This is a genomic window from Bradyrhizobium symbiodeficiens, from assembly GCF_002266465.3.
Classification (GTDB): domain Bacteria; phylum Pseudomonadota; class Alphaproteobacteria; order Rhizobiales; family Xanthobacteraceae; genus Bradyrhizobium; species Bradyrhizobium symbiodeficiens.
The window spans coordinates 1,191,836-1,218,648 of sequence record NZ_CP029427.2; the positions used below are offsets into that span (position 1 = coordinate 1,191,836).

Here is a 26,813-nt window from a genome sequence, read left to right on the forward strand (position 1 = left end):
CCTTCTATATCTGGACGAGGTTACGGCGATAGAGCGCCAGCAGACGCTCCCAATGCCGCTCGGCCGCGTCGCGGTCGTAGACCGGGCGCTTGGGAAAGGCGAAGCCGTGATGGGTGCCGGGATAGATCTCGACCTCGGCTTTTGCGCCTTTCATGCCCTCTTTGACCTTCTCGATGATCTCCGGCGGCGCGTAGACGTCGGTCTCGGCGCAGGCGAAGTAGAGTTCGGCCCTGGTTTTGGCCGCGGCCAAATGCGGGCTGTCGTCCTGATCCGTTGCCAGTTGCACGCCGTAGACCGAGGCGGCCGCCTTGACGCGATCAGGGAAATGTGTGGCGGCGTTGACGGCGTAGCGGCCGCTCATGCAATAGCCGACGGTACCGACCAGCTTGGTGTTCGCGGCTGCCTGGCCCTCTGCATAGGTGAGCAGCGCTCTGGTGTCGTCCATGATCATGGGAATGGTGAGCGAGCCCATCAGCTGGAACATGCGCTTGCGTTCCGGCGCGTTCGGATCGGCCGGCAGCGCACCGAGCTCCATCACGCCGGAGCGGTAATAGAGGTTCGGCAGCATCACGTAATAGCCTGAGGTCGCGAGTCGGCGGGCCATGTCGCGCAGCTCTTCGCGGATCGCGGGCGCATCCATGTAGAACAGGATGACCGGAAACGGCCCGCCGCGTTCGGGATGGCTGATGAAGGTTGCGGTGTGGCCGTCCCTGGTGGGGATCGCGATCTGCTGGTCGATCATCTCTTGTCGCCTTGTGATTCTTCTTATGCAGGGACGTTGAATACGATTGCAAGGAAACCGGTTCATGACAAGGATACCGCCGATCGGGCCTTGAACCGTTCCGCCCGGATTGCCATTGTCTTTTCGAGAGTTCGCGCAAAGTTGAGGCCGCCAGGAGACCGAAATGACCCAGACCAACAACCGGTTTTTCGACGAGATCGGCCGCCTGATGAACGATGCCGCCGGCGCCGCCCAGGGCGTCAAGCGCGAGTTCGACACGGTGATGCGCACCCAGGCCGAAAAATTCCTGCGCGACATGGATCTGGTCAAGCGTGAGGAGTTCGAGGCGGTCAAGGACATGGCCCGCCTGGCGCGCGAGGAGAACGAGGCGCTGAAGGCGCGCATCGCGGCGCTGGAGGCCAAGCTCGGCGGAGCGGCTAGCTGAGGTCGTCATGCCCGGGCTTGTCCCGGGCATCCACGTTCTCCCCTCCAGTCCCGCAAGACGTGGATGGCCGGGACAAGCCCGGCCATGACGGTGTTCCGGGCCACGCCGGCTGCAAAAAATCCTCGCATTTCCTTGTCATTTCCGCATCTTCCGGGTAAAAGCCCGCCACGTCCGCGGCCCCCGCACCCCTGGAGGCTTGCTGTGGACGGCACCATGGGCCGCGTTGCGGCCCATTAACTTTTGCAAAAACAAGGACTTAACGACATGGCGACGACCGTCAAGGAATTGAAGGCGACCGCACGTCCGAAGAGCGGCAAGGGGGCCGCCCGGGCTGAGCGTCGCGCCGGGAAAGTGCCCGGAGTGATCTACGGCAACAAGCAACCCCCGCTCCCGATCTCGGTTGACGATCGTGAATTGCGCCAGCGCATCCTCGCCGGCCGGTTCCTGACCACGCTGGTCGACATCGACCTCGACGGCAAGAAGCACCGCGTGATTCCGCGCGACTATCACCTCGATCCGGTCAAGGACTTCCCGATCCATGTCGACTTCATGCGGCTCGGCGAAGGCGCCACCATCCGCATCAGCGTTCCCCTGCATGTCGTGAAGGCGGAAGGCTCGCCCGGCGTGAAGCGCGGCGGCGCCGTCAACATCGTGGCTCATGCGATCGAGATCGAATGCGGCGCCGAGAGCATCCCGCAGTACATCGAGGCCGATGTCGGCTCGCTCGAAATCGGTCACTCCTTGCATCTGTCGGACGTCAAGCTGCCGGCCGGCGTGAAGGCGCTGACCCGCGAGGACGCGACCCTCGTCACCATCGTGCCGCCGTCCGGCTACGCCGAAGAGCAGAAGGCTGCTGCGGCGGCTGCGGCTCCTGGCGCTGCTGCGGCTGCTCCGGCGGCTGGTGCTGCTCCGGCTGCGGGTGCTGCTCCGGCGGCCGCTGCCAAGGCTCCCGCCGGCGGCGACAAGAAGAAGTAATCTCTCAAAGCTGGCGCGCGGTCTCTGATCGCGCGCCGAGCGAGGGGCGCGCCGCGTCATGCGACTGTTTGTTGGGCTCGGCAATCCCGGCGCGAAATACGCACGTAACCGGCACAATATCGGCTTCATGGCCGTCGACGAGATCGCGCGGCGTCATGGTTTCGCACCATGGCGCCGTCGTTTTCAGGGCGAGACCTCGGAAGGCACGCTCGGCACCGAGCGCGTGATCCTGCTCAAGCCCACGACCTACATGAACGATTCCGGCCGCAGCGTTCAGGAAGCCGCAAGCTTCTTCAAGATCGCCATGGGCGACGTCACTGTGTTTCATGACGAGCTCGAGCTGCCGCCGGGCAAGGTGCGGGTGAAGATCGGCGGCGGTATCGCCGGCCATAACGGGTTGCGCTCGATCTCCGCACATATCGGCAACGACTATCGCCGTGTCAGGCTCGGCATCGGTCATCCCGGCGTCAAGGAACTGGTGCACGGCCACGTGCTGTCGGACTTCGCAAAGGCCGACAACGACTGGGTGACGACGCTGTGCGAGGCGGTGGCCGAGCACGCAGGCCTGGTCGCCAAGGGCACGGATGCGACCTTCGCCAACAGGGTGCATCTCGCGATGCAGGCGAAGGGATTTTTGACCAAGGACGACAACGGCAAGGAATAACGCTCGTGGGATTCAAATGCGGGATCGTCGGATTGCCCAATGTCGGCAAGTCGACTTTGTTCAATGCGCTGACCGAGACGGCCGCGGCGCAGGCGGCGAACTATCCGTTCTGCACCATCGAGCCGAATGTCGGCGAGGTTGCCGTGCCAGATCCGCGGCTCGACAAGCTCGCAGCGATCGCCAAATCCGGCCAGATCATCCCGACCCGGCTGACCTTCGTCGACATCGCCGGTCTCGTCCGCGGCGCTTCCAAGGGGGAAGGCCTCGGCAACCAGTTCCTCGCCAACATCCGCGAGGTCGACGCCATCGCGCATGTCGTGCGCTGCTTTGAGGATTCCGACATCACCCATGTCGAGGGCAAGATCGCCCCGCTCGCGGACATCGAGACCATCGAGACCGAGCTGATGCTCGCCGACCTCGACAGCCTCGAGAAGCGCGTCGACAACCTCACCAAGAAGGCCAAGGGCAACGACAAGGACGCCAAGGAGCAGCTCGACCTCGTCAACCGCACCCTGGTGCTTCTCCGCGAGGGCAAGCCCGCGCGCCTCGTCGAGCGCAAGGCGGAGGAGGAGCGCGCCTTCGGGATGCTCGGCCTGCTGTCGTCCAAGCCCGTGCTCTATGTCTGCAATGTCGAGGAAGGCTCGGCCGCGACGGGCAATGCGTTCTCCAAGGCGGTGCAGGAGCAGGCCGCCAAGGAAGGCGCCGTCGCCGTCGTCATCTCGGCCAAGATCGAATCCGAGATCGCCACCATTTCACGCGATGAGCGTGCCGATTTCCTGGAGACGCTGGGTCTCGAAGAGGCCGGCCTCGATCGTCTGATCCGCGCCGGCTACACGCTGCTCGACCTCATCACCTACTTCACGGTGGGCCCGAAGGAAGCGCGCGCCTGGACCATCTACCGCGGCACCAAGGCGCCGGGCGCGGCCGGTGTGATCCACACCGACTTCGAAAAGGGCTTCATCCGCGCCGAGACGATTGCTTATGAGGATTACGTGGCACTTGGCGGCGAAGCCGGCGCCCGCGATGCCGGCAAGCTCCGCCTCGAAGGCAAGGAATACGTCGTCGCCGACGGCGACGTGATGCATTTCCGGTTCAATACGTAAGCTGCGAACAGCGGTCCCGTAGGGTGGGTTAGCTACGCAGATGTGCGAAGCGCATCTGCGTAGCGTAACCCACCAATGGCTCGATCCGCGGAAACAGAAGAGGTGGGTTACGGCTTCGCCTAACCCACCCTACGAGACCACCCTCACCGCAGCCCGCCGCCCTGGTCGCGGATTGCGCCGAGATGCTCGTTGATGCGGAAGACGATCAGGATCAGCTCGGCGAGGATGCGCGAGAACACGATCCCGACGACGACGCTCGCGATCGACGACAGCAGCACCAGGAAACCGCCGAACGGGCTGATCGCCATCGCAGCGAGCCCTGAGAAGATGCCGGAGAGGCCGAACAGGCAGATCAGCGCGATCACCAGCCAATAGAAGGTCTTGATGATCGTCGGCGTGATGAAGCGGTCCCACTGAAACAGATCGCTGAATGAAAACATTGCTCTCCCCAGGGCATCGGGCCTTGGCAAATGGATCTTGGCCCTCGGTCGATCCGACTCAAGACCAACGCTGCTACCCCGTATGTAGCACGAGCCATGCGGGCCGGCGGGTTGAGATTGCCGCAAAGTGCGGCCACAATCTGTCATTTCCGCAAGCAATCCCAAGATGACCCTGACCTTCGAAGATTTCCCGCCCGGCCGGTTCGGAACATTCGGCCCGCGCCATGTCACCCGCGATGAGATCTTGGCCTTCGCCGCCGAGTTCGATCCGCAGCCGATGCACCTCGACGAGGAGGCCGCAGCCAAGAGCATGCTGCGCGGCCTCTCCGGCTCGGGCTGGCATCTCTGTTCGCTGATGATGCGGATGATGGCCGACGGTTTCATGACCCGTGCCGCCTCGCTCGGCTCGCCCGGCGTCGACGAGGTGCGCTGGCTGTCGCCGCTCCGGCCCGGCGACGATCTCATGCTCGACGTCGACGTGTTGGAGGCGCGCCCCTCGAAGAGCCGGCCCGAGCTCGGCATCGTCAAGTTCAAATGCACCGTGCGCAACGCCAAGGGGGAGGCGCTGGGTGAGATGACCTCGCCGATACTGATCGAGCGGCGCGAGGGGGCGGTCTGATGCGGTTCTTCGACGACATCGAGATCGGCCAGCGCCGCGAGATCGGCACCTATACGTTCACGGCCGAGGCCATCAAGAATTTCGCCGCGAAGTTCGATCCGCAGCGTTTTCATCTCGACGAGGAAGAGGGCAAGAACTCGCTGTTCGGCGGGCTCGCGGCCTCGGGCTGGCATGTCGGCTCGGCCTGCATGAGCCTGCTTGTCGCGGACGGCCAGCGCTTGGCGCGCGAAGCCGCATCGCGCGGCGAGGAGGTCGCGGTGTGGGGGCCGTCGCCGGGTTTTCGCGACCTGCGCTGGATCCGGCCGGTGCTCGCCGGCGACTCCGTCGCTTACGTCAACGTCGTCATCGACAAGCGTATTTCCGCCTCGCGCCCCGGCTGGGGCATCCTGACCGCCCGCACCACCGGCACCAACCAGCGCGGCGAGGACGTCTATTCCATCACCGCCAGCGCCTTCGTGCCGATGCGTGCGAAGAGCGGTTAGACCTGTTCCAGGATGAACGCGGCAAATGATGCGCGAGTGTTGCACGCGCGCTATGGACGCGATTCCGGCCGGCTGCCATAAGCCTGCGCATGATGGTTACCGCGAAGCAGTTGGCGGAACCATCGAGTTGCTAACCAATTATGAACCTGTCGCTGTCTAATTGAAACGAATTGGGCAGAGTACAGGGGACGAGGACCATGGCAGATCGCGGCGCACTCAAACTTGTCGGATTTCTCTTTGCTACCGCGACGCTGGCAGTGATGCTGGTCGCCGGCATGGTGGTGAAGGGTTATGCCGATGGCGCCTACACCCTGGAAGCCTCGGCCGTCGACGCGAGCCGGTAAGTGTTCGTTAACTTCGCGGGGTCGCGAAGCGGCCTCCGCCCTCAGCGGCTATAGACCAACGCCAGGACGGCGATCGAAACCGCCAACAACCCGACAAAGCGCAGCATGATCGTGCCGAATTGATTCGGCGCGCGCCGCAAGGGTATCGGGTCCGTGGTATCGGGCCGAATGCTTTCCATCTGAATGTCCCCAAGCCCGGCCGTAGCGGCACGGGCGCTCGGCATTGGTCGTTGGGGAGCGGCAGAGGGTTCAAACTACAGCCACCGCTGTCATGCCCCGGCTCGACCGGGGCATCCAGTACGCCGCGACCTCTCGGCTCAATCACTGCGGTCTCTGGAATACTGGATCACCCGCTTTCGCGGGTGATGACACCTGTGTTGGGGAGACTGCGTGAGGGCAAGCACTCCGCGTCCGTACAGCCCCAGAATCAAAACCGCCGCGCCCTTTCGGAACGCGGCGGCTGGTGATGCGTGGTATCGGCGATCAGCTGTTGCGCAGGCCGTCGGCGGCGCGCTTCCACTGCGCGACGTTGTCGGCGATCATGCGGGTCGACTTCATCGCGGCCTGGCTGAGCTGGGCGTAGCCGGAGATCTCGCGCTGGACGCGCTGGCCTTCGGCATGGAGCAGGTCGCGCAGGCTCTCGAGCTCCGAGATCAAATTCTCGATCTCGGCGAGCGAAGTGCCGGCGACGCGCTGGATCAGCGAGTTGACGTTGGTGACGGTGGCTTCCGCGCTCGGGTCGAGCGGCGGCGCGTCGGTGGTCGTCGCCGCCGGACGGCGCAGATAGGCGATATCGTTGCGGACGAAATCGCGGATGCCGGCTTCGACTTCCGTGACTGCAGCGAGGTTGGTGTCGACCGTCTCGGTCTCGGCGGCTTCGGTCTTTTCCGGACGCATGGCGTTCATCGTTATTCCCCTGTTCGCGTTGAGCGCAGCGCGAGTGTCCCCCGCACGACGACGTCTGTGAGGCTTGCTCATCTGGACGTCCGATTTTGGCCGCAAATGGGCCGAGATGCGGCAAGGGCGGACCATTCGGGGGTTTTGCCGTGGCGTATGGTTACGAGAGTCTGAACGCCGCCGATGCATGGCCAATGCGCGGCTCTGGCGGCGCCCGACTCCCTCGCCCCGCAGGCGAGGAGAGGCGAAGGAACTCACCAGCTCTTCTTGAAACCCGCCGTCACGCTCTTGTTGATCGCGCCTTGCGAGGTCTCGCCGACCGAGCCGGAGACGGTGACGTTGTCGAACAGCTTCTGCTCGGCGCCGACCTTGCGCAGCCATTTGTCGTCGGTGGTCGACAACGTCTGGCCGGCGGTGACGCTGGTGCCGGTGTCGGTGAGGGTGACCTTGGCGGACTGGTCGGTCTCGTAATTGCGGGTGACGTGGCCGCCGATGCCGGGGACCGCACTGGTGCCCTGCTGGTTGACGCTGTAGCCGTTCTGCAGCGTCAGCGAGGTGTCGCCGGACAGCGGCACCGATTTGATCAGCGACGCCCCGAGGCTGCTCTGTTCCGAGCCGGGATCGACGCGGGCTTCCACCGCGGTCTTGTCCCAGATCACGCCTGCGCCGGGCGCGGTTGCCGTCGCCCAGGCGCTGCCGGAGGATTGCGGCAGGTTGCCGCCATTGGTGGCCTTTTGCGCCAGCAGCTCGGACATCGTCCGCGGCTCGCGCGCCACCGTCATGTCGGCGCCGATCCGCGTATCCCAGAACGAGAACACGGATTGCCTCACCGTCACCGCCGAGGAGCCGTTGGCATTGGCGTTCGATGACCAGTCGAGGCCGTCCTTGGCGGCGGCCTGCGCGCGCTTCCTGGCGGCCATGGGGTCGATGCCGGTGCCGGCGTCGACCGCAAGCTGGCTCCAGTCGAGCTTGTCGACGTCGATGCCCTTCATCACGTCGGCGTCGTTGACGTCGGGGGCCTCTGCCGTCTCGGTCTCGGCCTCGTCGTCGGCTACGGCCGCGGGTGGGGAGAAGGGCGGAATGATCTGCGCCGAAGCCGTCAGCACCGAGCCCAAGATGAACGCGGCCGCCAGCACCGGCAGCCTGGTCCAGCCAAAACCTGTCGAGAATTCCATCGTCCTGCCCGCGAACCCCGGCGCATGTTGTCCGCCAGTATAAGGCGGTCCTCGGTGATGACCATGCGCCATTCGGTCTGCTTGCATCAATGCGGATTTATCGTTGCGAAATTGTGGCACCTCGCGTGGGGGACGCGAACCAACGGGCCGCGCGAGAGGCGCGCGCCCGACGACAGCTCTCGATGCGACGGCATCCGGCGGGGCTGGAGGCCAGGACGTCGCGTCAGGCATCGTCATCGGTCCCGAACAGCGGGGCCCGTTGGTGTCCCCCTCAGCCGACGCCGGTCATCTTCGGCAGATGAATGGCGCGGCCGAGTGCCTGCTCGACCAGGTCGAAGGTGTCGATCAGGACGCGCATGCTGGCGAGTTTGCCCGCCCTGAACTGGGCGAACTGTGCGACCCGCAAGCTGATCGGCTTGTTGGAATCCAGTGCCGTCAGCGAGTAGCGCAGCATCGAGGCGGCGGAATCGACGCCCAGCATAATGCTCTCGCGGTCGAAGCGGCGGACCTGGAAATTGTCGGCGAGCTGGCGGATGACGTCGAGCACGGCGTCCTTGCCCTGGCGCGCGCCGAGGAACGGAAACATGTCGATCGGGCCGTAGAGCGCCCATTCGACGTCCTCGTCGATCAGGGCCTCGATGTCCTCGAAATGCCGGTCGTTGATCGCGCGGTGCAACGCGCGCGAGAAACGCCAGAGGCTGTGCTCTGTCATTTTGGGCAGTCCTGACGCTGGCTTTGCGATAAAAAACGGAAAACGACCCCGGGCGCCGTCAGGCGGTGGGGCTCAACTCATTTGTATGCAAACAAAATAGGTGGTTTCGGCCAAAACGCAATTCACGTTTTTGCAATGCACAATTGATGGCGATATGTGAAATTTGCAACAGAACCCCGTAATCTCCCGGGTGTCGGCGGGCTCGCCGCCGGGTTCCAGGGCAGGGGGAGGCTCAGTCCATCCGCTGACCCACGATCAGCGGCCCGATCTCGCGCTCGAGCACCTGCTGCACCAGATCGTAGGAATCGATGATCTCGCGGATCTCCGCCACCAGCCCGCCGCGGAAGCTGTAGAACACCGCCATGTCGAACTGCACGATGCGGTCGTTGCTTCGCTTCCTGAAATAGGTGTGCATGTAGGTTGCGACCTGGTCGGCCTCGGCAACGATGTGCCGCGCCTTGTAGCGGACCTCCGAATAGCGCGACCAGATCGTCTGCCAGAGCTCGCGCAGCTGTTGCTTGCCGTGGCGCGGCACCATGTGCGGCAGCACGTCGATCGGCGCATGGGTGAGGAAGTCGACGTCCTCGGTGCAGCACGCCAGCGCGGCCTCGAGATCGCCCCGCGCGAAGGCGTCGAGCAGATGCAGCACGCGTTGCCTGTTCAGCTTTTCGACCGTCATGCCGCTCCCGTCCTCGTTGGTCGTGGGATTGCAACGCTACCGTGGGTGTCGCGGGTCCATCAATCCGCAAAAACACGCCAGCGCCATGCCGCGTTCATGGGGGGCTGCGGGTTGCGCACTTGTCTGCGTGCGGGCCTCTGTACCATGCGATGACGCCGCAGGCCCATCGGCGGGGCCTTGCCCGGATGGGGAACCCGGACCCTCCCGCGTTCGTTGAGGGTCCAACGTCGCATCCGGAGACATCGACCCATGAAATCGCCGCTTCTCGCCGTCACCGCCGCGCTGCTCATGCTCGGCGCGACCTCCGCCGCCAATGCCAAGGGCTGCATCAAGGGCGCCATCGTCGGCGGCGTCGCCGGCCATTATGCCGGCCATCACGGCGTGCTGGGCGCCGCCGCCGGCTGCCTCTACGGCCGGCACCACGCCAAGGAGCAGGAAAAGCAGCGGCAGCAGCAGCAAAGCCAGGTGAACGGGCAGGGGAAGCTGTAGCCGTCATTCCGGGGCGCGCCATTTGGCGCGAACTGAGATGCGCAATTGCGTGTCTGAGAATCCATCTCACCGCTTGCCCCGGTGGAAGAGTAGGGCGTGACGCATCTCACATCACTGAGCGCCAAGGGCGGCTATCGTCATCCCCATGTCATCAGGGAGACGTGCCATGGCCGCCATCGCCACCGTCAGAAAGTCCCGCCTGCACAACGCGCTCGAAGGCCTTGCGCTGACCGCGACGCTGCAGAGCTTCCCGACCTTCGCCGCCGCCGCGTTCCTGCTCAAGCTCGTCGGCAACCACGACCTCTCCGGCGACCCCAGCGTCGCCATCTTCGTCGCCATCGCCTCGCTCGCCCATGCGATGCTGGCGGTCACTCTGGGCCCGAGCTTCCCAGGCTTCTTCAAGACCGTCTACGAGCCGAAATTCTTCGAGGCCCATTTGTCGCTGTCCGACAAGATCACGGCATGGCGCACCCAGCCGGTCGCCTCGCTCCAGCTCATGACGATCGTGCTGCTGCTGTCGGTGATGGCGGTGGTGACGGCGAGCGTGGGGTGAGGGGTAATCTCTCCTCGTCATTCCGGGGCGCCGCGAAGCGGCGAGCCCGGAATCCATACCCACAAACGGCGCTGCCGACTTAGGCCCTACCTCTTCTTCCACCCACCCCGCCGCCCCGGCATCCCGCCCGTCGACTTCGGCGCCGGCCCGAACTCCGGCCCGGACTGCCGTGAATCCGTCGGCTGGATAATCCGGCTCGTGCTACCGAACGGCTTTGACGGCAGCGTCTGCTTCTCGCGATAAGGCAGCGACTCCGGCCCATGCATCTCGTCGAGATGCGGCTTGTGCACCTTCGAGCCGCTGCCGCCGCCGCTGGCCTTCAGCGCAGAGCTGACCGTTTTCTTCTTCATGGCGCTGACAGGCAGGTTGGCGGCGTCGCCGTATTTCTTGCTGCCGGCATAGGCGCCGGCCTTGCCCTGCACAACGCGCTGCTTCGCGGTGGGATCGTCGACCACGGCAAGCTCGGTGGCGCGCAGGCGCTTGACTTCGTCGCGCAGGCGCGCGGCTTCCTCGAAGTTCAGGTCGGCGGCGGCCTCGCGCATGCGGGTTTCGAGATCGGCGAGCACGGCTTCGAAATTGTGGCCGATCGAGATGACGTCGTCGGTCATGTCGTGGCCGCCGACCTCGACCAGCACGTGGTCGCGCTCGTAGACGGAGTTGAGGATGTCGCCGATCTGCTTCTTCACACTCTCCGGCGTGATGCCGTGGGCGGTGTTGTACTCGACCTGCTTTTCGCGGCGGCGGTTGGTCTCGGCGATGGCGCGCTCCATCGAGCCCGTCATCTGGTCGGCATAGAGGATCACCTTGCCGTCGACGTTGCGCGCGGCGCGGCCGATGGTCTGGATCAGCGAGGTCTCGCTGCGCAAGAAACCTTCCTTGTCTGCATCGAGGATCGCGACCAGCGCGCATTCGGGAATGTCGAGGCCTTCGCGCAAGAGGTTGATGCCGACCAGCGCGTCGAACGCGCCGAGGCGCAAGTCGCGGATGATCTCGATGCGCTCGATGGTGTCGATATCGCTGTGCATGTAGCGGACGCGAATGCCCTGCTCGTGCAGATATTCGGTGAGATCCTCCGCCATGCGCTTGGTCAGCACCGTGATCAGCGAGCGGTAGCCGGCCTGCGCGGTCGCGCGCACCTCGCCGACGAGATCGTCGACCTGGGTGCGGGCCGGGCGGATGTCGACAGGCGGATCGATCAGTCCGGTCGGGCGAATGACCTGCTCGACGAACACGCCGCCGCTCTCGTTCAGCTCCCAGGCGCTCGGCGTCGCCGACACCGCGACCGTCTGCGGCCGCATCATGTCCCATTCCTCGAAGCGGAGCGGGCGGTTGTCCATGCAGGACGGAAGGCGGAAGCCGTATTCGGCCAGCGTCGCCTTGCGGCGGAAGTCGCCGCGGAACATGCCGCCGATCTGCGGCACGGTGACGTGGCTCTCGTCGGCGAACACCAGCGCGTTGTCGGGGACGTATTCGAACAGCGTCGGCGGCGGCTCGCCGGGCAGGCGCCCGGTGAGATAGCGCGAATAGTTCTCGATGCCGGCGCAGCTCCCCGTCGCCTCCATCATCTCGAGGTCGAATGTGGTGCGCTGCTCCAGCCGCTGCGCTTCGAGCAGGCGTCCCTGGTCGTGGAGCTGGTCTAGCCGCTGCTTCAGCTCCGCTTTGATCGACTTGATCGCCTGCACCAGCGTCGGGCGCGGCGTTACATAATGCGAGTTGGCGTACATCTTGATGAATTCGAGCTCGTCCTGCTTGTGGCCGGTGAGAGGGTCGAACTCCTCGATGGTCTCGATGGTGTCGCCGAACAGGTTCACGCGCCAGGCCCGGTCCTCATAGTGCGCCGGGAAGATGTCGATGACGTCGCCGCGCACCCGGAACGTGCCGCGGGTAAAATCGTGCTGGGTGCGCTTGTACTGCAGCGCGACGAGGTCGGCGATCAGCTGGCGCTGGTCGATGCGCTCGCCCTTCTTCAACGCGAAGGTCATCGCGGTGTAGGTCTCGACCGAGCCGATACCGTAGATGCAGGACACCGAAGCGACGATGATGACGTCGTCGCGTTCGAGCAGCGCGCGCGTCGCCGAATGGCGCATGCGGTCGATCTGCTCGTTGATCGAGGAGTCCTTTTCGATGTAGGTGTCGGTGCGCGGAACGTACGCTTCCGGCTGGTAATAGTCGTAATACGAGACGAAATATTCGACCGCGTTGTCCGGGAAGAAGCTCTTGAACTCGCCATAGAGCTGGGCGGCGAGCGTCTTGTTCGGCGCCAGGATGATGGCGGGGCGCTGCGTCGCCTCGATCACCTTGGCCATGGTGTAGGTCTTGCCGGAGCCGGTGACGCCGAGCAGCACCTGCGAACGGTCGTTGCGCTGGATGCCTTCGACCAGCTCGGCGATCGCGGTCGGCTGGTCGCCGCGCGGCTCATAGGGCGACTTGATCTCGAAGCGCACGCCGCCTTCGGACTTTTCCGGCCGCGGCGGCCGGTGCGGGGTCCACACCTTGGTGGAGCCGTCGTTCTTGCGGAACTCCGGCCGCCCCTCGCGGATCAGCGATTCCAGCGCGTCGGCGGTCGCCTTGACGCCGAGCGCCTCCATCTTGTTCCGCGGCGGACGCGCGAGCGCTTCCGCATCGTCCTCCTCGGTGGGAAAACCGAGTTGCCGCGCCAGTTCCGGATCGAGCGTCGGGATCGTGGCCGCGGTGCCGTAATTGGCCTGCGGCGCCTCGTCGAAGCCACCGCTCTCGGAGGCGCGGGCCCCCGGCGGCTGCGGGTTGGGCCGCAGCGGCATCGGCCGCGTATTGTCCTGCGGAAACTGCTTTTGAAGGTCTTTGGGCGTCGAGGCCCGTGCCCGGTGCGCCGCAGCCTCGCCGCCCGAGCGGCGGTCGCGCGAATTGTCCGGCGGCGGCTGCAGCCCGGTGCCCGATCCAAGCCCGGCGTCGCCGCGATTGATCGCGGGATTCAGAAGTTCAGCCAGCGCCGCCCCGATCGGCTGCACATCGGGCCGATGTGCCTTCGAGTTGGGAGCCTTGGAGTTGGGAGCCTTGGATTTGGTGGATTTCGGGGGAGCAGGTTTCTTCGCCATAGGGCGAATATGGGACGAGTCCGCCCCTCAGAAAAGGGCGAATGACCGTCGCCATGCAGCCTGCTGACAGCAGGTTGGCAGCAGGGCAGGGCTCACACCGCCGGCAGCGGCCCGTCGCCGTCCACGACCATCAGGCGCGGCTCGAGGATGTCGAGGTGGATGCCGCCGCACTCGTCGCAGCGCATGGCCCAGTACTCGCATCCGGTGCGGCCGCCGATCACGCGGAGCACCGTCAGGTCGCCGCTGCATTCCGGGCATGTCGACAACACATCGCGGCTGTAGATCCTCGGTCGCGACGTGTCTTCGATTTCGATAACTGACATGACAGTTCCCCCCTTGGCGCTGCGTTGTCCCTGGTCTGCTTGCCGTCCCGCCCGCTATTCGTCGTCGTTGTCGGCCCGGCGGCGGAAGCGGTCGATATGGTGCTTGGCGTCGGCGATCGCGGCGCTCTGATCGGGCCAAGCGAAACCGACTTCCATCGCCGGAAACAGCACGCCGTCGATGGCGACGGGGCTGAGGTCGGCGCGGCGGATGCGGGCGTGCCAGAGGCCTTTGCCGGCCTCGAAGGATTCAATGTCAAAGCCGTCGTAGAGCGTCGTCATTCTTGTCGGTCCCACGTTTCTTTTCGGAGGGTCAGGGGACCACGATTGCGGATTGCGGAATGTGAAGCCGTTCACAAACGGCGGGCTTTTTTGCTTCCCGGCGTCGGACGGGCGGCGGGTTCCGAGGCCGCGCGCATGATCCAGCGGCGGAACGCGGCAAAATCGCGCTGCTCGGTCTGGAAGCTGCGATAGACCAGATACCAGCGCATGCCCTTGGGCACCGAGAGGTCGAACGGGGCGACCAGCCGGCCGGCGGCGAGGTCGTCGTCGATATAGGGGCGGATGCCCATGGCGATGCCGAGCCCGTCGGCGGCGGCCTGCAGCGCCTGGCCGTAGAACTGGAACTCGGGCCCGCGCGGATTGATGCGAGGGAGGTTCGCGGCCTTCAGCCAGATCGGCCAGTCCTCGGGTGAATGTTCGACCCGGATCAGGCTCGGGCCCTTGAGGTCGGCCGGGCGCTTGAGGACGCTCGCGAGGCGGGGCACGCAGACCGGGGTGAGATCGCCGGCGAACAGCGGCTCGGCGACCAGCCCGGGCCAGTCGCCGGTGCCGAGCTTGATGCCGCAGCTCCAGTCCTCGCCGAACGGCACCGACGCGCCGCCGGTGGTGAAGCGAACCTCGATGTCGGGCTCCTCGCTGCGAAACTCCGACAGGCGCGGGATCAGCCAGCGCATCGCAAAGGTGTGGCCGACGCCGATGGTGAGCACGCGAACGCTTGCCGGCGCGGTCACCTGCGCGGTCAGGCTGGCCAGCGCATCGAAGATCGGCGTCAGCCCGCTTTGATAGGCACGGCCGGCCTGGGTCAGCACCAGCTTGTTGGCCTTGCGCTCGAACAGCGCGACGCCGAGCCGCTCTTCCAGCAGATGCACCATGCGGCTGACCGCGGCCGCCGACACGCTCAGCTCAAGCCCGGCCGCAGCAAAGCTGCCGGTCCGCGCCGCCGCCTCGAATGCCTTGATGCCGTTGAGAAACAGCAGACGCCGCAAATGCAGGACCTTGTACAGACCATCAGGAAAGCTGAGGCCAGGCCAAGATAACTCAGTTTGCGAAGGTGGAGCAAGCGGGGCAGATTTTACAGCGTAGTTTCAGGCTGATTTGCCGGGAAGCGCCACGGCCTCTTCGCTCTCCGCAAGCGGGGCGAGGAATTGAGGCAGCCTGCGTCCCTTGCCTGCCGAGAGGAAACCCCACGTGACGCCCATCATGATCGCTGCCCTCGGATTGCTGATGGTCGGCACCGCGTTCCTGTCGGGGCTGTTCGGCATGGCGGGCGGGCTGATCCTGATCGGCGTGCTGCTGGCCCTGATGCCGTTGCCGACCGCGATGGTGCTGCATGCGATCACGCAGATGGCCTCCAACGGCTGGCGTGCCTTTTTGTGGCGAGCGCATATCCGCTGGCGGCCGGTCGCGAACTATATGGTCGGCGCCGCAATCGCGCTCGCGGCCTGGTCGCTCACCCGCTATGTGCCTGACAAGCCGATGGCGCTGCTGCTGCTCGGCATCACCCCGTTCATGGCGCGGCTGTTGCCGTCGACTATCAAGCCGGATCCCGACCGTCTCTGGCAGGGCACTGTCTACGGAACGATCTGCATGGGACTGATGCTGATGACCGGCGTGTCGGGCCCGCTGCTCGACACCTTCTTCCTCGGCGGCGATTTCGGCCGGCGCGAGAAGGTCGCGACCAAGGCGATGTGCCAGCTCGCTAGCCATTTCACCAAGCTGATCTATTTCGGCGGCATCATCGATCAGGCGGCGAGCCTCGATCCCGTGCTCGCCGGCGTCGCCATCCTTGCCTCGATGCTCGGCACCACGCTGGCGCGGCGCATCCTCGAAGCCATGACCGACCGGCAATTCGTGGCCTGGTCGAACAAGCTGATCACCACCATCGCCTGCTACTACATCGCCTATGGCGGCTGGCTCATGCTTCGCGCGCCGGTGCTCGCCGCCTTCGACAAGGGAGGTTTGCAATGAGCGAGATTGCCGATCCGCTGGTGCTGGACTTCGTCGAATGGGTGGCGCGCGAGCCGCGCGCCTATGCCGAGGTGATCGCGACCTGGAAAACCTCGTGCCCGCGCCTCACCATCTGGGAGGACGCCGCCGACCGCGGCTACGTCGCGCGCGAGACCATTGCAGGTGTGGGGCTGGTGATCGCGGTGACGCAGGGCGGCGAGAGGCTGCTGCGTACGAACGGACGGTGATGCCTCACCACAACATCATTGCGAGCGCGAGCGAAGCAATTCAGAATGTCTTTCGCAGCGGCAGTCTTGCTTCGCTGCGCTCGCAATGACGGAAGACCACCATGTCACTCAAGCTCTACGAACTCATCGGCATCGATCCCTCGCGCCCGTTCAGCCCGTATTGCTGGCGCACGCGGATGGCGCTGGCGCATAAAGGCCTGTCCGCGGAATCGCTGCCCTGGCGCTTCACCGAGAAGAGCGCGATCGCGCCGCACGGCTCGGAAAAGGTCCCGGTGCTGCTGCACGACGACAAGCCGGTGGTCGATTCCTGGACGATTGCGACCTATCTCGAAGATTATTTCCCCGACCGTCCGTCGCTGTTCGGCGGCGAGGGCGGCCGCGCCATGGCGCGCATGGTCAACGCCTTCGGCGACATCGCGATCGTCGGCGGCATCTTCCCGCTGATCGTTGCCGACATCCCGAACAATCTCGCCGAGGTCGACGCCGCCTATTTCCGCCAGTCGCGCGAGGCGCGCTTCGGCGGCAAGAGCCTGGAACAGGTCATGGCGAGCCGCGACACCGGCGTGGTCGCGTTCCGCAAATCGCTGGAGGTGATGCGGCAGACCGTCAAGAAGCAGCCCTTCATCGGCGGCGCTGCGCCGAACTATGCCGACTACATCGTGTTCGGCGGCTTTCAATGGGCGCGCGTGGTCAGCCCGTTCAAGCTGCTCGAGGCGGATGATCCGGTTTATGCCTGGCGCGAAAAACTGCTCGACGCGTTCGACGGCATGGCGCGGAAATCGCCGGGGCATGCAGTGTAAGCTTCGTAGCCCGGATGGAGCGCAGCGAAATCCGGGGCCGCCGCCGACGGAACGATTCCCGGATTACGCTCGCGCTCCATCCGGGCTACGGGCTTCCTCCGCCGCTTTCCTCAAACATTCCCGGCACAGGCAGTCTTCGCCCTCGACCGGCATCGGCAGTTTTGCGGTTTCCTCCGTGCACCAGCAGGTGCCCGAGAGGTCGCAGCCGAACTCGGTGCCGCAGCGCGCGCAGGCGAGACGGCGTGGTTCCGGGGCTGAGGATTCTTGCGGATTTGTCATGATCTACGTCGAGGCGTCGCCGTGATTTTCATGTCGGGTTCATCTGTCGCTGCGGTATATTAGACGTCGCGCGCGGACTCCGAAAGCGGCTCCCCGACACGCGAAGGACAAATTGATGGCCCGCGATTCGCAAGCCGCGCTCGTCGCGCTCAACCGCTTTGGCTTCGGCGCCCGCGGCGGGGCCTCCGGCGATCTCATCAACGCAGCCTCCGATCCCAGAGGTTTCGTCAAGGCGGAGCTCGGTCGCCCGAACGGCGTGCTGCTGGAAGCGCCGGTCCTGCAGTCGACGCCGCAACTCGGCCAGGCCGTGTTCGCCTATCAGGATCAGGTCAAGCAGGCGCGCGACGCCGCGGCGAAGGCTGCCGTGCCGATCGAGCCGCAGCCGACCGCCGAACAGAAGCCCGTCTTGCGTCGCAATCTCTCGCTCAACGCGGCCGCGACCGAGATCGCCGGCCAGATGGCAGAGGCGAAACCGGCCGACAATGCGGCAAAGCCGGAGACGATGCAGCCCAACGCGGCCGCGCCGCCGGCCGCAAAGCCCGCCCCGCAGCCGCTCAACGTGATTCAAAAGACCTTCCGCGCCGAAGCGCTGGCGCGGTTGCAGCGCGCGACGCTGGTCGAATGCGGCTTCACCGAGCGCCTCGTCGTGTTCTGGTCCAACCATTTCTGCATCTCGGCCGGCAAGGGCGAGTTGGCGCGGATCTGGGCCGGCGCGTTCGAGCGCGAGGCGATCCGCCCGCATGTGCTCGGACGCTTTGCCGACATGCTGAAGGCGGTCGAGCAGCATCCGGCGATGCTGTTCTTCCTCGACAACCAGCAATCGCTCGGGCCGGATTCGCGCGCGGGCCAGAATCGCAAGCGCGGGCTCAACGAGAATCTCGCGCGCGAGATCATGGAGCTGCACACGCTTGGCGTCGGCGGTGGTTATTCGCAGGAGGACGTCACCGCGCTCGCGCGCATCATCACCGGCTGGACCTTTGCCGGACGGCAGGGGCAGCTCGGTACGCCCGGCTCCTTCGTATTCAACACCAATGCGCACCAGCCCGGCGCGCAGATGCTGCTCGGCAAGAGCTACGAGGCGACGGGCCTTGCGCAAGGCGAGGCCGCGCTCGCCGACATCGCGCGCCATCCGTCGACCGCGAACTTCATCGCCGCCAAATTCGTCCGCCATTTCGTCGCCGACGAGCCGCCGCCGGCGCTGGTCGCGCGGTTACGCGAAATCTTCGTCAAGACCGACGGCGACCTCAAGGCGCTTGCGACGGCACTGGTCGATTCCGACGAGGCCTGGAAGGCGCCTCTGACCAAGATGCGCAGTCCTTACGATTTCCTGGTCGCGAGCGGGCGGCTGCTCGCGCGCGTGCCGGAGGATCCCGGCCGCTATCTCAATGGCCTCAACCTGCTCGGCCAACCGTTATGGTCGCCGTCGGGCCCCAACGGCTTCGCCGATACCAATGCCGCCTGGGCCGCACCCGAGGGCATGAAACTCAGGCTCGATATCGCCGCGCAGATCGGGGCGCGGCTCGGCAACAACATCGATCCGCTTGACCTCTTGGAATTCGCGGCGGCCGATGCGGCCTCCATCGAAACGCGGCGAGCCGTCGAGCGCGCGGAGTCGCGCCAGCAGGCGCTGGCGCTGCTCTTGATGTCGCCGGAAATGCAGCGGAGATGATGATGATCGACTGCGTCGAGAACCGCCTCCTCACCTCGCGTCGTAGCCTTCTGCTCGGCGGCGCCTCGTTTGCAGCCTGGGCTTACCTGCCGAAATTTGCACGTGCCGCCGACGGCCGCGATCCCCGGCTGATCGTGGTGATCCTGCGCGGCGCGCTCGACGGTCTCTCGACCGTCGCGCCGATCGGCGACCCTGATTATGCCAGCCTGCACGGCTCGATCGCGCTCGCCGCGGATGGAGCGCATCCTGCGATCATGCTGGATTCCTTCTTTGCGCTGCATCCGGCGATGCCGGAATTTGCGCGCATGTATCGCGACAGGCATGCGGCGGTGATCCATGCGGTGGCGACGCCCTATCGCGACCGCTCGCATTTCGACGGCCAGGATGTGCTCGAAAGCGGTTATGCCGGGCCGGGCCGCGTGCAGTCCGGCTGGCTCAATCGCGCGCTGGAAGCGCTGCCGCGCGGCGAGCGGGTATCGAGCGCTCTTGCCGTCGGGCCCACCACGCCGCTGGTGCTGCGCGGCAACGCGCCGACCGTCGGCTGGGCCCCGGTGGCGCTGCCGCACGCCGACGACGATACCGCGATGCGCCTCGTCGATCTCTACCGTCATCGCGATCCCGCGCTGGAGAGGGCCCTGTCGCAAGGCCTTCAGCTCGACAAGGCCGCGAGCGGCGCCGACATGAAGCCGAAACCCGGCAATGCGGTGGCGCAGATGCGCCAGGTCGCGCGCGGCGCGGCCAAGCTGATGGCGGCGGATGACGGCCCGCGCATCGCCGCGCTCGCCTTCGATGGCTGGGACACGCATGCCAAGGAGGGCGGCCCGGTCGGTCGTCTCGCCTTCCTGCTCGGCGGGCTCGACGGCGCACTCGCCGAACTCGAAAGCGGGCTGGGGGAGCGCTGGCGCGACACCGTCGTCGTCGTCGCCACCGAATTCGGCCGTACAGCGCGCATCAATGGCACCGACGGCACCGATCACGGCACCGGCACGATCGCGCTGCTCGCCGGCGGCGCCGTGAAGGGCGGCCGCGTCATCTCGGACTGGCCGGGCCTCAAGCTCGCCAATCTCTACGAAGGGCGCGACCTCAAGCCCACCGCCGATCTGCGTTCCGTGATCAAGGGTGTACTGCAAGGGCAATTCGGCCTCTCGGATCGCGTACTGGCCGAGACGGTGTTTCCGGATAGTGCAGGAGCACGGCCGATGCAGGGGCTCGTGGCTTAATCGAGACCGTCATTCCGAACCCGTGCCTTGCGGCGCGTCCTGGAATGACGACATGATGAGCCGAGCATCAGGAGAAACCACCCATGTACATCGCCATGAACCGCTTCCGTGTCGCCAAGGGCTCCGAGGCCGCTTTCGAGCAGGTTTGGCTCGGCCGCGACACGCATCTGGACAAGGTGCCGGGCTTCGTCGAATTCCATCTGCTGCGCGGACCGGAAGCCGAGGACCACACGCTCTATGCCTCGCACACGGTGTGGGCGAACCACGCCGTATTCGAGGCCTGGACCAAGTCGGAGGCGTTTCGCGCGGCGCATGCGCGGGCCGGGGATCACAAGCCCACCTATCTCGGCCATCCCCAGTTCGAAGGCTTCGAGGTGATACAGACCGTGGCGAAGTAGCGCCGCGCCGCAAACGTCAGCCCAGGGTGATCTTGTCGATCTCCGCCATCTCCTCGGCACTGAGCTTCCAGGCGATCGCCTTGGCGTTCTGCTCGATCTGCTCGACGCGGGTGGCGCCGGCGATCACGCTCGACACCTGCGGGCGGGCGGCGAGCCAGGAGAAGGCGAGCTCGAGCATGCTGTGGCCGCGCGCCTTGGCGAAGGCCTGGAGCTTTTCGACGATGTCCTCGTTGCGGGGCGTGACGTAGCGGTCGCGCAGCCGTTCCATCTTGCCGAAGCGGGTATCGCCGGGCGCGGCCTCGCCCTTGCGGTACTTGCCGGTCAGAAGTCCGCTCGCGAGCGGGAAGAATGGCAACAGGCCGAGCTTGTATTCCGTTGCTGCCGGCAGCAGGTCCTTCTCGATGTCGCGCACGACGAGCGAGTATTCGTCCTGGCAGGAGACGAAGCGGCTGACATTCATCGCGCGCGCGACGTACTCGGCTTCAGCGACGCGCCAGGCCGGAAAGTTCGAATTGCCGATGTAGCGCACCTTGCCCTGGCGGACGAGATCGTCGAGCGCGCGCAGGCTCTCCTCGATCGGTGTCAGCGGGTCATAGTCGTGCTGCTGGTAGAGATCGATGTAATCGGTCTTCAGCCGCTTCAGGCTCGCTTCCACGGCGTCCATGATATAGCGGCGCGAGGCGCCCTGCCTGGTGCCGTCCTCGGCCATCGGCTTGGAATATTTCGTCGCCAGCACGATGTCCTTGCGACGATCGCCCAGCACTGCGCCGAGCACGGTCTCCGAGCCGCCCATGTTCGAATAGATGTCGGCGGTGTCGAACAGCGTGATGCCGAGATCGAGCGCGCGATGGATCACCTTGCGCGAGGTCTCCAGATCCGTGCGCTGGCCGAAATTGTTGCAGCCGAGCCCGACCGCGGACACACGAAGGCCGGAGGCGCCGAGATTGCGAATTTCCATGGTGGACCCTGTCAGAGAGAGCAGCCACCCATTGTGACCATCGTGCGCCGCAGCAGCAAGGCGCGCGCCGCGCTGCTGCCATGCCAACAAAGCGGACAAAAAAATGCGGCCCCTGTCAGACGCGGCGACTGACGGGGACCGCTTGGGGCGCTTGATCGGTGACGGGGGGCCTGATCAGACGCAGGTGCAGCGTAGTCCGGCTATGTTACGCGCGGGTGACAGGCGGAGTTATCCACAGGTGCGCGCGGGGATCAGAACAGCTTGCGATAGACGATGAAGCCGGAACGCTCCGCGACCTTGTCGTACAGGCGCTGCGCCGTGAGATTGGTCTCGTGCGTCTGCCAATAGACGCGCGGCGATCCCGCCAGTTTCGCCCGCTCGTACACGCCGTGAATCAACGCCGCGCCGACGCCCTTGCCGCGCGCTCCTTCGGAGGTGAACAGGTCCTGCAGATAGCATGACGGCTCGATCGCCGTGGTGCTGCGATGAAACAGGTAGTTCGTCATGCCGAGCAGCTTGCCGTCGCTCTCGGCGACCAACCCATGCACCGGCTCGTAGGCATCGAAGAAACGCTGCCACGTCACGCGCGTGATCTCGGGTGCCAGCGCGGTCGGGCCGGAGCGGCCGTAGAAAGCGTTGTAGCCGTTCCACAGCGGCAGCCATTGATCATAGTCCTGCCTGGTGACGGCGCGAATGGTGAGCGACATGTGAATTTCCTGCGATCGATGGGAGGTCCTTCATACGTGAAGACGGGCGTGCCGATCAATCGCAAGTCGCATCACTCCGCGACGCGCAGGTACCGGATCAGCCTGCGGCCGGCAGGATCGCGCAGCGAGCGGTAGTAGTCGGCCCGTGAGGGCGCGTCGGTGTGGCGCACGAGGTCGGTCACCGGCGTGTAACTGAGCATGCGTCCGCCGTCGGGCAGGGCGGTGCAGACGAAGCGCAGCACCTCGCCGTTGCGCAAGGCGATGTTGATCGGCGTGGCATCGCCGATCCGCACCATCTCCATGCGCTGCGCGATGAAGGTACCGAGCTCGTCCTCAGGCAGCTCGAACGCGCCGGTGTCGCGGCCGTGATACATCAGCGCGATGAAGGGCGGCTTGCCGTCGGCGATCTCGTCCGGCACCGCGAAATAATCGCGGAACGCGCGGTTGATGAACTCGGCCCGCGTCTCGGCATCGAGCAGCACGATGCCGATATCGACTTGGTCGAGCGCTGCCGACAACCGTGCCGCCGCGGCGTGGCTCCGGCGCTCGGTCGCGAACCTGCCGAGCAGCCGCGCGCGCATCACGCCGGTGATCCCCGCGGTGGCGGCAGCCGCGATCGCGAGCAGGCCGAGTTGGAGCAGATCTGCCGGCGCATGGAACGGGCCGGCGCCGTGGGCGAGGAACAGCAGCGCTGCGCCGATCACCGCGAGCGCCGCGCTGCTCATGGCGGAGGCGAAGCCCGACAATGCGCCGGCCAAGGCTATGACGCAGACGAACAGCGGCGCAGGCGAGGGGACGGGGACAAAACGATCGAGCAGGATCGCCAGCAGCGTGATCGCTGCCGTCAGCGCCGGACCGGAAATGGCACGCCATCCGAACCGCATGAGCCTGGCCCGTTCCTCCCTGAACGAGATAAGGCCGCCAGACTGACCCATGGTTGCAGGAGCGCAATGCGATTTCGTGCGGGGCGCTTAAGGTGCGCTTGCCTGCAAGTGCAAAGCTTTCGGTTGTTTTTAGACTAAATGCACGGACCGCTCGCGCTGTTGCAGCGCGGGCGCGTTCAGCGTGGATATCCCCGGGCCTTTGCGCGTGCCGACGAATATCAACAGCGACGCCGCGACGAGGATGGCCGCAGTCAGGGTGATTGCAACGACTACCACGGGTGATTTCATCAACGTCCTGTCGCGATGCCGGTCGGCGCGGGCCACGCGGCGCCTTGAAAGCGGGTCCAGGATGAAACGGGGATCAGACCGGCAGGCCCATCGCCATGGTCGCCTTGGTCGACAGCACCGTCAGGGTGACGATCAGGCACAGCGAGAGCGCGGCGATGGCGAGCGAGGCCGCGACCGCGTTGGTCAGCCGGGAAGACGAAACGGTAGCGGGTTGGCCCTGAAAGCCTGCCGTGCCGGACGCCCGTATCATGGTCTAAATCCTTCAACACGCGAGCGAATCACCCGCGACCTTCCGGAATTTCCCAGTTTCAACCGGCAATATTGCGGCGGCTATCCTGCTGAAAATGGCGACAATGCGGCAAAGATGGCGCTTGTGCCCGCTATTCGCCGGAGCGCATGACGCGCTCAGGCGCCGGCGGCAATGCTGGCGGGATCGTCGACGTCGGCCGGCCGCCAGTCCATCGGCACGAAGCCCGGCGCAGCCTCCACCCGCCTCAGCCAGTCGCGGATCGCCGGGAAGGTCGAAAGATCGAAGTCGCAGCGGTCGGCGAGGTGGGTGTAGCCGTACAGCGCGATGTCGGCGACGGTCAGTTGGCGCGCGGCGAAATAGGCGTTGGTCTTGAGGTGATTCTCCATCACCTGAAGCGCGCCATAGCCGCGCTCCATCCAGTCCTCCAGCGAATGGGTCTGGAGGTCGCGGCCGCCCTTGACCAGCGACAGCCAGAAATAGGCTGCGCCGATGTTCGGCTCGAGTGCGTGCTGCTCGAAGAACATCCATTGCAGCGCCTCGGCTCGGTCGATGCGGTTCTCCGGTGCGAGCGGCGTGCCGACGGCGACGTACCAGAGGATGGCATTGGACTCGGCGAGAAAGCGGTCGTCGCCGACCTCGAGCAGCGGTACCTGTCCCGACGGGTTCTTGGTCAGAAAGTCAGGCGTGCGGCTCTCGCCGCGCAGAATGTCTACCTCGACCGCTTCGTAAGGCACGTTCAGCAGCGCCAGCGCAAGGCGGACCTTGTAGCTGTTGCCCGAGCGTTGCATCGAATAGAGCTTGTACATTCTGGGAATGAATCCGAAAGACGGGGAGGCGCGGCGCTTGTTGCCCCGCGACGCGGCTAAACAATGATGCCGATGCGAATCCGCCGCAAGGGCCGGCCAATAGAAAAACTCGAAAACCCTACCGCACTGCAATGCAGGGGAAGATCATTTCCGTGCGGCCATGCAACGCAGTTCACGCTTGCGTCAACATGCGACGCATCGCGTCGCGTGATCGTGTGCGGGTTGGACGATATGTGTCTCTGCTCGTCATGGCCAGGACAAGCCCGGGCATGACGGCGTATCGATTTCATGATGACTGCAACGCGCAAATATTGCTCCGAGGACAAGCCTTCTGAAATATGAGCGATTCGTGCGGTAAAGTTGCGGAAAATTGCTGGAAATCGCTGCTTGAACCGCTCCAGATCCGTAAGTTTTTCCGAGATCTGGCCGAAGTTTCTTGCGGTGCAGCGGCACACGTTTTAGGGTGTCTCCATTCCCACAATCGGAGTCGTGAGGCCAAAGGGTTCACGACGCTTGTCAGGAGATGACGATGTCCTTCCTTGCCGCTGCGCTCGACCGTGTGAAGCCGTCCGCGACCATCGCGGTCACGGATAAAGCACGTGCGCTGAAAGCGGCGGGCCGCAACGTCATCGGCCTAGGCGCCGGCGAGCCCGACTTCGACACGCCCGCCAACATCAAGCTGGCGGCAATCCACGCCATCGAAGCCGGCAAGACCAAGTACACCGCAGTCGACGGCATTCCCGAGTTGAAGGAAGCCATCATCGGCAAGTTTCAGCGCGAGAACGGTCTCACCTACAAGCCGAACCAGATCATCGTCGGCACCGGCGGCAAGCAGGTGCTCTACAACGCGCTGATGGCGACCATCAATCCGGGCGACGAGGTGATCATTCCCGCGCCCTACTGGGTCAGCTACCCCGAGATGGTGGCGCTCGCCGGCGGCGAGCCGGTGCCGGTGGTCTGCACCGCAGCGACCGGCTTCAAGCTCCAGGCCGAGGCGCTCGAACGCGCGATCACGCCGAAGACCAAATGGGTCATCCTGTGCTCACCCTCGAACCCGACCGGCGCGGCCTACACCAGGGCCGAGCTGAAGGCGCTCACCGACGTGCTGGTCAAGCATCCGCATGTCTGGGTGATGACCGACGACATGTACGAGCACCTCGTCTACGACGATTTCGTCTTCACCACTGTCGCGCAGGTCGAGCCGAAACTCTACGACCGCACCCTCACCGTGAACGGCGTGTCGAAGGCCTATTGCATGACCGGCTGGCGCATCGGCTATGCCGGCGGCCCAGTTCAGCTGATCAAGGCGATGGCGACGATCCAGTCGCAGTCGACCTCGAACCCGTCGTCGATTGCCCAGTGGGCCGCGGTGGAAGCGCTGAACGGTCCGCAGGACTTCATCCCCGCCAACAACAAGGTGTTCAAGGAGCGCCGCGACCTCGTGGTCTCCATGCTCAACCAGGCCAAGGGCATCGAATGCCCGCGTCCCGAAGGCGCCTTCTACGTCTATCCGTCCTGCGCGGGCACGATCGGCAAGACCGCGCCGTCGGGCAAGGTGATCGACAATGACGAAACCTTCGTGACCGAGTTGCTCGAGACCGAAGGCGTTGCCGTCGTGCAGGGTTCGGCCTTCGGCCTCGGTCCGGCTTTCCGCATCTCCTACGCAACCAAGACCTCGGACCTCGAAGACGCCTGCAAGCGCATCCAGCGTTTTTGCGGTAATTTGCGCTGAGCCTGTCGCGACAGGATTTCGACAAGGCCCGCTTCGGCGGGCCTTTTTTATTGCTTCGCGAAATCTGGCACCGGCATCACTCTTGTGGCATAGGACTTCTGCGTGACTTGTACTGCACCTTCCAATGCTCGCATCACATTCATCGCCGGAGATATTTCATGCGCCGTTCGTTCATCTTCGCCGGGCTCGCCGCAGTCAGCCTCGTTGCCTCCGTCGCCAGCAGCGGCGCACAGCAGCAGCGGATGGTGCGGGTCGGTGTGCTCGAATGCCGCGGCGGCGCCAGCGTCGGCTTGATCGTGGGCTCCGTGACCCATCTCGGCTGCGTGCTGCGCGCCGACGGCTTGCCCGAGGATCGCTACGTCGCGACGATCCGCAAAGTGGGTCTCGACATCGGCATCACCCAGGAGACGGCGCTGGCCTGGGGCGTGTTCGCGCCGGTCGACCGGCTTGGCCCCGGCGACCTCGCGGGCAATTATGCGGGCGCGCAGGGCAGCGCCTCGGTCGGCGTCGGCCTTGGCGGCAACGTGCTGATCGGCGGCTCGAACAATTCGATCGCGCTGCAGCCGCTCAGCCTGCAGGGCCAGGTCGGCCTCAACATTGCCGCCGGCCTCGAAAGCCTGGAACTCCGTCCGGGCCGTTAAGCGCCTCGCTGG

36 protein-coding genes are annotated in these 26,813 nt (G+C 65.3%); 17 read left to right on the forward strand and 19 right to left on the reverse strand.

Annotated features, from left to right (window positions below):
• Positions 1–4 precede the first annotated feature (4 nt).
• Entirely contained in the window at positions 5–742 is a 738-nt protein-coding gene (locus CIT39_RS05570) for a dienelactone hydrolase family protein (protein ID WP_094973040.1), read from the reverse strand.
• Between the two features lie 163 nt (positions 743–905).
• Between CIT39_RS05570 and CIT39_RS05575 the strand changes: the two genes are divergently transcribed.
• From CIT39_RS05575 to ychF, 4 genes are all read left to right on the forward strand, one after another.
• Positions 906–1,166: an accessory factor UbiK family protein gene (locus CIT39_RS05575; RefSeq protein ID WP_094973039.1), complete on the forward strand. Its 261-nt coding sequence runs from the start codon at positions 906–908 to the stop codon at positions 1,164–1,166.
• 264 nt (positions 1,167–1,430) lie between these two features.
• Positions 1,431–2,141, forward strand: coding sequence for a 50S ribosomal protein L25/general stress protein Ctc (locus tag CIT39_RS05580; RefSeq protein WP_094895027.1), 711 nt, complete (start codon positions 1,431–1,433; stop codon positions 2,139–2,141).
• Between the two features lie 58 nt (positions 2,142–2,199).
• Positions 2,200–2,805, forward strand: a complete 606-nt coding sequence (pth, locus tag CIT39_RS05585) for an aminoacyl-tRNA hydrolase (RefSeq protein ID WP_094973038.1) — start codon at positions 2,200–2,202, stop codon at positions 2,803–2,805.
• A 5-nt stretch (positions 2,806–2,810) separates the two neighbouring features.
• Complete coding sequence (ychF, locus tag CIT39_RS05590; RefSeq protein ID WP_094895029.1) at positions 2,811–3,908, forward strand: redox-regulated ATPase YchF; 1,098 nt, start codon at positions 2,811–2,813, stop codon at positions 3,906–3,908.
• Positions 3,909–4,051: 143 nt separating this feature from the next.
• On the opposite strand, the gene CIT39_RS05595 is transcribed toward ychF, so the two are convergent.
• Entirely contained in the window at positions 4,052–4,348 is a 297-nt protein-coding gene (locus CIT39_RS05595) for a DUF4282 domain-containing protein (protein ID WP_094895030.1), read from the reverse strand.
• A gap of 166 nt (positions 4,349–4,514) precedes the next feature.
• Here CIT39_RS05595 and CIT39_RS05600 point away from each other — a divergent pair, with 166 nt between their 5' ends.
• From CIT39_RS05600 to CIT39_RS05610, 3 genes are all read left to right on the forward strand, one after another.
• Positions 4,515–4,967 (forward strand): MaoC family dehydratase, encoded by a 453-nt coding sequence (locus CIT39_RS05600; RefSeq protein ID WP_162308364.1) that lies wholly within the window; start codon positions 4,515–4,517, stop codon positions 4,965–4,967.
• Complete coding sequence (locus CIT39_RS05605; protein ID WP_094973036.1) at positions 4,967–5,449, forward strand: MaoC family dehydratase; 483 nt, start codon at positions 4,967–4,969, stop codon at positions 5,447–5,449. The genes CIT39_RS05600 and CIT39_RS05605 overlap by 1 nt, the downstream gene beginning before the upstream one ends.
• 197 nt (positions 5,450–5,646) lie before the next feature.
• On the forward strand, positions 5,647–5,793 hold the full coding sequence (locus CIT39_RS05610) for a hypothetical protein (protein WP_028140176.1): 147 nt from the start codon (positions 5,647–5,649) through the stop codon (positions 5,791–5,793).
• Between the two features lie 41 nt (positions 5,794–5,834).
• On the opposite strand, the gene CIT39_RS05615 is transcribed toward CIT39_RS05610, so the two are convergent.
• The 5 genes from CIT39_RS05615 to CIT39_RS05635 form a co-directional block, all read right to left on the reverse strand.
• On the reverse strand, positions 5,835–5,972 hold the full coding sequence (locus CIT39_RS05615; RefSeq protein WP_162848618.1) for a hypothetical protein: 138 nt from the start codon (positions 5,970–5,972) through the stop codon (positions 5,835–5,837).
• A gap of 304 nt (positions 5,973–6,276) precedes the next feature.
• Positions 6,277–6,699: a hypothetical protein gene (locus CIT39_RS05620; protein ID WP_028140177.1), complete on the reverse strand. Its 423-nt coding sequence runs from the start codon at positions 6,697–6,699 to the stop codon at positions 6,277–6,279.
• A gap of 245 nt (positions 6,700–6,944) precedes the next feature.
• Complete coding sequence (locus tag CIT39_RS05625; protein ID WP_094973034.1) at positions 6,945–7,865, reverse strand: hypothetical protein; 921 nt, start codon at positions 7,863–7,865, stop codon at positions 6,945–6,947.
• Positions 7,866–8,136: 271 nt separating this feature from the next.
• Complete coding sequence (locus CIT39_RS05630; RefSeq protein WP_094973033.1) at positions 8,137–8,577, reverse strand: nuclear transport factor 2 family protein; 441 nt, start codon at positions 8,575–8,577, stop codon at positions 8,137–8,139.
• A gap of 232 nt (positions 8,578–8,809) precedes the next feature.
• Positions 8,810–9,256 carry a nuclear transport factor 2 family protein gene (locus CIT39_RS05635; protein ID WP_094973032.1) on the reverse strand — a complete coding sequence of 149 codons (447 nt, stop codon included), beginning with the start codon at positions 9,254–9,256 and terminating at the stop codon, positions 8,810–8,812.
• 249 nt (positions 9,257–9,505) lie between these two features.
• Between CIT39_RS05635 and CIT39_RS05640 the strand changes: the two genes are divergently transcribed.
• Both CIT39_RS05640 and CIT39_RS05645 read left to right on the forward strand, forming a co-directional pair.
• A complete protein-coding gene (locus tag CIT39_RS05640) occupies positions 9,506–9,745 on the forward strand; it encodes a hypothetical protein (RefSeq protein ID WP_094973031.1) in 240 nt (79 codons plus the stop codon).
• A gap of 166 nt (positions 9,746–9,911) precedes the next feature.
• A complete protein-coding gene (locus CIT39_RS05645) occupies positions 9,912–10,298 on the forward strand; it encodes a hypothetical protein (protein WP_094973030.1) in 387 nt (128 codons plus the stop codon).
• 86 nt (positions 10,299–10,384) lie between these two features.
• Here CIT39_RS05645 and uvrB read toward each other — a convergent pair whose 3' ends face one another.
• The 4 genes from uvrB to CIT39_RS05665 all read right to left on the reverse strand — a co-directional run bounded on the left by uvrB (position 10,385) and on the right by CIT39_RS05665 (position 14,960).
• Complete coding sequence (gene uvrB, locus CIT39_RS05650) at positions 10,385–13,372, reverse strand: excinuclease ABC subunit UvrB (protein WP_094973029.1); 2,988 nt, start codon at positions 13,370–13,372, stop codon at positions 10,385–10,387.
• A gap of 92 nt (positions 13,373–13,464) precedes the next feature.
• Positions 13,465–13,695 (reverse strand): hypothetical protein, encoded by a 231-nt coding sequence (locus CIT39_RS05655; RefSeq protein ID WP_094973028.1) that lies wholly within the window; start codon positions 13,693–13,695, stop codon positions 13,465–13,467.
• A 54-nt stretch (positions 13,696–13,749) separates the two neighbouring features.
• Entirely contained in the window at positions 13,750–13,974 is a 225-nt protein-coding gene (locus CIT39_RS05660) for a hypothetical protein (RefSeq protein ID WP_094973027.1), read from the reverse strand.
• A gap of 71 nt (positions 13,975–14,045) precedes the next feature.
• Positions 14,046–14,960, reverse strand: a complete 915-nt coding sequence (locus tag CIT39_RS05665; RefSeq protein ID WP_094973026.1) for a LysR substrate-binding domain-containing protein — start codon at positions 14,958–14,960, stop codon at positions 14,046–14,048.
• A 202-nt stretch (positions 14,961–15,162) separates the two neighbouring features.
• Here CIT39_RS05665 and CIT39_RS05670 point away from each other — a divergent pair, with 202 nt between their 5' ends.
• The 3 genes from CIT39_RS05670 to CIT39_RS05680 all read left to right on the forward strand — a co-directional run bounded on the left by CIT39_RS05670 (position 15,163) and on the right by CIT39_RS05680 (position 16,969).
• Positions 15,163–15,942, forward strand: coding sequence for a sulfite exporter TauE/SafE family protein (locus CIT39_RS05670; protein ID WP_094973025.1), 780 nt, complete (start codon positions 15,163–15,165; stop codon positions 15,940–15,942).
• The gene (locus CIT39_RS05675) at positions 15,939–16,169 is read left to right on the forward strand and encodes a hypothetical protein (RefSeq protein WP_094973024.1); all 231 of its coding nucleotides are present in this window, start codon (positions 15,939–15,941) and stop codon (positions 16,167–16,169) included. Before CIT39_RS05670 ends, CIT39_RS05675 begins: the two co-directional genes overlap by 4 nt.
• A 101-nt stretch (positions 16,170–16,270) precedes the next feature.
• On the forward strand, positions 16,271–16,969 hold the full coding sequence (locus CIT39_RS05680; protein ID WP_094973023.1) for a glutathione S-transferase family protein: 699 nt from the start codon (positions 16,271–16,273) through the stop codon (positions 16,967–16,969).
• A 63-nt stretch (positions 16,970–17,032) separates the two neighbouring features.
• Here CIT39_RS05680 and CIT39_RS05685 read toward each other — a convergent pair whose 3' ends face one another.
• Positions 17,033–17,248, reverse strand: coding sequence for a cysteine-rich CWC family protein (locus CIT39_RS05685; protein WP_094973022.1), 216 nt, complete (start codon positions 17,246–17,248; stop codon positions 17,033–17,035).
• 115 nt (positions 17,249–17,363) lie between these two features.
• Between CIT39_RS05685 and CIT39_RS05690 the strand changes: the two genes are divergently transcribed.
• The 3 genes from CIT39_RS05690 to hmuQ all read left to right on the forward strand — a co-directional run bounded on the left by CIT39_RS05690 (position 17,364) and on the right by hmuQ (position 20,535).
• Entirely contained in the window at positions 17,364–18,917 is a 1,554-nt protein-coding gene (locus tag CIT39_RS05690) for a DUF1800 domain-containing protein (RefSeq protein WP_094973021.1), read from the forward strand.
• Between the two features lie 2 nt (positions 18,918–18,919).
• Positions 18,920–20,137 (forward strand): DUF1501 domain-containing protein, encoded by a 1,218-nt coding sequence (locus CIT39_RS05695; protein WP_162308865.1) that lies wholly within the window; start codon positions 18,920–18,922, stop codon positions 20,135–20,137.
• Positions 20,138–20,220: 83 nt separating this feature from the next.
• Positions 20,221–20,535, forward strand: coding sequence for a heme-degrading protein HmuQ (gene hmuQ, locus CIT39_RS05700; protein ID WP_094973019.1), 315 nt, complete (start codon positions 20,221–20,223; stop codon positions 20,533–20,535).
• A gap of 16 nt (positions 20,536–20,551) precedes the next feature.
• Here hmuQ and CIT39_RS05705 read toward each other — a convergent pair whose 3' ends face one another.
• The 7 genes from CIT39_RS05705 to CIT39_RS05735 all read right to left on the reverse strand — a co-directional run bounded on the left by CIT39_RS05705 (position 20,552) and on the right by CIT39_RS05735 (position 24,883).
• Positions 20,552–21,493 (reverse strand): aldo/keto reductase, encoded by a 942-nt coding sequence (locus tag CIT39_RS05705; protein WP_094973018.1) that lies wholly within the window; start codon positions 21,491–21,493, stop codon positions 20,552–20,554.
• Positions 21,494–21,744: 251 nt separating this feature from the next.
• Complete coding sequence (locus CIT39_RS05710) at positions 21,745–22,200, reverse strand: GNAT family N-acetyltransferase (protein WP_094973017.1); 456 nt, start codon at positions 22,198–22,200, stop codon at positions 21,745–21,747.
• 71 nt (positions 22,201–22,271) lie between these two features.
• Positions 22,272–23,084: a PAS-domain containing protein gene (locus CIT39_RS05715; protein ID WP_094973016.1), complete on the reverse strand. Its 813-nt coding sequence runs from the start codon at positions 23,082–23,084 to the stop codon at positions 22,272–22,274.
• 129 nt (positions 23,085–23,213) lie between these two features.
• A complete protein-coding gene (locus CIT39_RS05720; RefSeq protein ID WP_094973015.1) occupies positions 23,214–23,408 on the reverse strand; it encodes a hypothetical protein in 195 nt (64 codons plus the stop codon).
• A gap of 37 nt (positions 23,409–23,445) precedes the next feature.
• Positions 23,446–23,622 (reverse strand): hypothetical protein, encoded by a 177-nt coding sequence (locus CIT39_RS05725; RefSeq protein WP_162848619.1) that lies wholly within the window; start codon positions 23,620–23,622, stop codon positions 23,446–23,448.
• Between the two features lie 155 nt (positions 23,623–23,777).
• A complete protein-coding gene (locus CIT39_RS05730) occupies positions 23,778–24,428 on the reverse strand; it encodes a glutathione S-transferase family protein (RefSeq protein WP_094973014.1) in 651 nt (216 codons plus the stop codon).
• A gap of 56 nt (positions 24,429–24,484) precedes the next feature.
• Entirely contained in the window at positions 24,485–24,883 is a 399-nt protein-coding gene (locus CIT39_RS05735) for a hypothetical protein (protein WP_162308365.1), read from the reverse strand.
• A gap of 74 nt (positions 24,884–24,957) precedes the next feature.
• Here CIT39_RS05735 and CIT39_RS05740 point away from each other — a divergent pair, with 74 nt between their 5' ends.
• Both CIT39_RS05740 and CIT39_RS05745 read left to right on the forward strand, forming a co-directional pair.
• Positions 24,958–26,160 (forward strand): pyridoxal phosphate-dependent aminotransferase, encoded by a 1,203-nt coding sequence (locus tag CIT39_RS05740; protein ID WP_094973483.1) that lies wholly within the window; start codon positions 24,958–24,960, stop codon positions 26,158–26,160.
• Positions 26,161–26,318: 158 nt separating this feature from the next.
• Positions 26,319–26,801, forward strand: a complete 483-nt coding sequence (locus tag CIT39_RS05745) for a DUF992 domain-containing protein (RefSeq protein WP_094973013.1) — start codon at positions 26,319–26,321, stop codon at positions 26,799–26,801.
• Positions 26,802–26,813 lie beyond the last annotated feature (12 nt).